Below are 645 nucleotides of genomic sequence, written 5' to 3'. Positions count from 1 at the left end.
ACCCGCTGAGCGGCGCGAGCGGCGCGAAATATTCGTTGCGCATGACAAGGCTGTCGGGGGTCGCTTCGCACAGTACTGTAGGTTCGAAGAAATAACCCGGCCCCTGGACCCTATTGCCACCAGTGATGACCTGAGCTCCCCCAGCTATTGCGTCTTCGACCACCCCGACTGTGGCATCAATTCTACGCGAATGCGCGAGCGGACCGACATCTGTATCGGGATCCAGCCCGTTTCCTATCCTTAAGCTCTTAACTTTGGACAAGAAGGCGTCTACGAACCTGTCATAAGCTGGCATTTCGATGAAAAGTCGACTGGGAGCGGTGCAGACTTGGCCGGCGTTCGCAAATTTAGCTGCAGCAAGTTCACTTGCCGCAGCATCTATATCTGCATCTGCGAAGACAAGTGCGGCTGAGTGCCCGCCCAATTCCATGCTTGCGGATTTCATTCCCTCCGCCGCCAGACGCGCAAGAGATTTACCAACAGGGATCGAGCCAGTGAGCGAGATTTTTCGAACCACCGGCGATGCGATCAATTGTCTTGAAATCTCAGCGGGATTGCCAAAGACCAGATTCAGATATCCATTCGGCAAGCCGGCTTCCTGAAGGGCCCGTGCGAGTTCAATTGCTGCCGAAGGCGTTTCCTCTG

General features: G+C 55.3%; 1 protein-coding gene. It reads right to left on the bottom strand.

Features of this window, described 5'->3' with window-relative positions:
* Positions 1–645, bottom strand: a 645-nt coding sequence (locus NKJ06_RS35670; RefSeq protein WP_352812629.1) for an aldehyde dehydrogenase family protein, incomplete at both ends; no start/stop codon positions are given.

The sequence above is a fragment of the Mesorhizobium sp. M0293 genome (assembly GCF_040321735.1).
Lineage (GTDB): Bacteria > Pseudomonadota > Alphaproteobacteria > Rhizobiales > Rhizobiaceae > Mesorhizobium.
Note: the sequence above shows the minus strand (reverse complement) of the source record. Positions and strands in the feature narration are given on the sequence as shown.